Here is a 2,575-nt window from a genome sequence, read left to right on the forward strand (position 1 = left end):
TGCCCAACACCGCCGGCTGCCTCGGTGCCCAGGAGGCGGTGCTGACCGCCGAGCTCGCCCGGGAGGCGCTCGGCACCGACTGGGTCAAGCTCGAGGTGATCGGTGACGAGCTCAGCCTGCTGCCCGATGTCGTCGAGCTGGTCGAGGCCGCGGAGACGTTGGTGGCTCGCGGCTTCACGGTGCTGCCCTACACGACCGGAGACCCGGTCGTCGCCCGCCGACTGGTCGACGTCGGCTGTGCCGCGGTGATGCCGCTGGGTTCCCCGATCGGCTCGGGGCGGGGAATCGCCGACCCGCACACGATCGAAGCGGTGCGGGCGGCGGTGGACGTCCCGGTCGTCGTGGACGCGGGGATCGGCACCGCCAGCGAGGCGGCGCACGCGATGGAGCTCGGCTGCGATGCAGTGCTCGTGGCGACCGCGGTCACCCGCGCCGAGAACCCGGTCGCGATGGCGCGCGCGATGAGCCTGGCCGTCGAGTCGGGACAGCTCGCCCGCCGGGCAGGGCGGATCCCACGCCGGGAGATGGCGCGGGCATCGAGCCCGATGCGTGGGCGGGTGGGACGGTGAGGGCGCCGAGGCTGCTCCTGCTTACCGACCGCAGGCAGCTGCTCCCGGGACGTGGCCTGGTCGAGACGGTCGCCTCATGTGCGGCGGCCGGCGCGACGACGGTCGTGCTACGCGAGCTCGACCTGGACGAGCCGGCGCGCGCCGCCCTCGCGGACGAGTTGGGGGCTCACGTTCAGGTCATCTCGGCACGCACCATCCTGCCCGGCGCGGCCGGTCTGCATCTCGCTGCCCACCAGGCCGCCCCGGCGCAGGCGGGGCTGCCGCACGGCCGCTCCTGCCACGACGAGGCCGAGGTCGCGCGGGCCGCCGAGGAGGGCGCGACCTACGTGACGATCTCGCCGGTCGCGTCCACGGTCTCTAAGCCGGGCTACGGCCCGGCGCTCGGAGCCAGGGGCGTGCGCCGTGCCGTCGAGGCTGCCGATGGCCTGCCGGTGCTGGCGCTCGGGGGCGTCTCTGCTGAGGCAGCGGCCCACCTGCGCTCGGCCGGGGCGCACGGCGTCGCGGTGATGGGTGCCGTGATGCGGGCCCACGACCCGGCCGCCGTCGTCTCCGCGCTGCTGGCCGAGCTGGGGGAGTGATGGTCACCCCGCTCGTGGTCCTCAGCGTCGCCGGCACCGACTCCGGCGGCGCCGCTGGTCTCGCCGCCGACCTGGCCACCTTCGCCGCGCTCGGCGTCCACGGCACGTGTGCTGTCACGGCCGTCACGGCGCAGGACACGACCGGCGTGCACCGCGTTGTCCCGATGGGCGCCGGTGACGTGCGCGCCCAGATCCGTGCCGTACTCGACGACCTTCCCCTGGCTGCCGCGAAGACCGGGATGCTCGGCTCCGCCGAGGTCGCCCACGTCGTCACCGACCTGCTCGCCGGATCCCTCCCGCTCGTGGTCGACCCGGTACTCGTCGCGACCAGCGGCGCCGTCCTGGGTGATGCGGCACTCGTCAGGGCGTATCGCGAGGTCCTGCTGCCGCGCGCAGACGTCGTCACTCCCAACCGCGACGAGGCAGCGGCGCTGACCGGCCTGCCACGAGACACTGATCCGGAGGAGCTTGCCCTCACGGTGCACGCTCTCGGGCCGGCCGTGGTGCTGACGGGCGGCGAACCCGGTGGTGAACCGGGCGGCGAACCCGGCAGCGGTACCTGTCGCGACATGGTCGTCCGGGACGGGGTCCTCACCCTGCTCGAGCATCCAGCCGTCGAGACGACCAACGACCACGGCACCGGCTGCACCTACAGCGCGGCCCTCGCCGTCCACCTCGCCCGCGGCCTTGACCTCGAGGCCGCTGCCCGACACGCGCAGGCCTTCGTGGCCGAGGCGCTCGCCGTCTCCGCTCCCTGGGTGCTCGGCCGCGGTCGCGGTCCGGTCGCCCACGTCCTCACCCACCCCTACAAGGAGAACTGATGCACATCCACCCCTCGCACAGCACCGTCCACCGCAAGGGATCGCGCGACGACGTCGCCGTGCCGTTCACCCGGGTTGCGCTCACCAACGGCGAGACCTTCGACCGCTACGCCACCGGCGGTCCTGGCAGCGATCCCGAGGTCGGGCTGCCTGCGCTCCGCAGCGCCTGGGTCGTGGAGCGCGGCGACACCGAGGAGTACGACGGCCGCGAGGCGCAACTGCTCGACAACGGCAAGGCGGCCGTGCGCCGCGGTGAGGCACGGGAGCAGTGGCGAGGGCACCGGGCACGACCGCGCCGTTCGCAGCCGGGCCGCACTGTCACCCAGATGCACTACGCCCGCCGAGGTGCAATCACCCCGGAGATGGAGTACGTCGCGATCCGCGAGGGCATGGACGTCGAGCTGGTTCGCAGTGAGGTCGCGGCCGGACGCGCGATCATCCCGGCGAACGTCAACCACCCCGAGGCCGAGCCGATGATCATCGGCAAGCGGTTCCTGGTCAAGGTCAACGCCAACATCGGAAATTCCGCGGTGACGAGCTCGATCGCCGAGGAGGTCGACAAGATGACCTGGGCGGTGACCTGGGGTGCCGACACCGTGATGGACCT

The 2,575-nt window shown here is 73.2% G+C and carries 4 protein-coding genes; all 4 read left to right on the plus strand.

Going from position 1 to position 2,575, the window contains the following annotated elements; translation table 11 throughout:
• A partial coding sequence (locus JWN97_RS05205; RefSeq protein ID WP_297619360.1) for a tRNA-dihydrouridine synthase occupies positions 1-569 on the plus strand: 569 nt, incomplete at its 5' end.
• Complete coding sequence (locus JWN97_RS05210; protein WP_297619363.1) at positions 566-1,147, plus strand: thiamine phosphate synthase; 582 nt, start codon at positions 566-568, stop codon at positions 1,145-1,147. The genes JWN97_RS05205 and JWN97_RS05210, both read left to right, overlap by 4 nt.
• Positions 1,147-1,968 carry a bifunctional hydroxymethylpyrimidine kinase/phosphomethylpyrimidine kinase gene (gene thiD, locus JWN97_RS05215; protein WP_297619366.1) on the plus strand — a complete coding sequence of 274 codons (822 nt, stop codon included), beginning with the start codon at positions 1,147-1,149 and terminating at the stop codon, positions 1,966-1,968. The genes JWN97_RS05210 and thiD overlap by 1 nt, the downstream gene beginning before the upstream one ends.
• Positions 1,968-2,575: phosphomethylpyrimidine synthase ThiC (locus tag JWN97_RS05220; protein WP_297619369.1), on the plus strand; the 608-nt coding region annotated here is incomplete at its 3' end. The genes thiD and JWN97_RS05220, both read left to right, overlap by 1 nt.

It is taken from the genome of Nocardioides sp., from assembly GCF_025965415.1.
Lineage (GTDB): Bacteria > Actinomycetota > Actinomycetes > Propionibacteriales > Nocardioidaceae > Nocardioides.

Excerpts from the sequence above, each read along its gene's own strand:
- thiD (WP_297619366.1), top strand. The coding sequence starts at position 1,147 with ATGGTCACCCCGCTCGTGGTCCTCAGCGTCGCCGGCACCGACTCCGGC.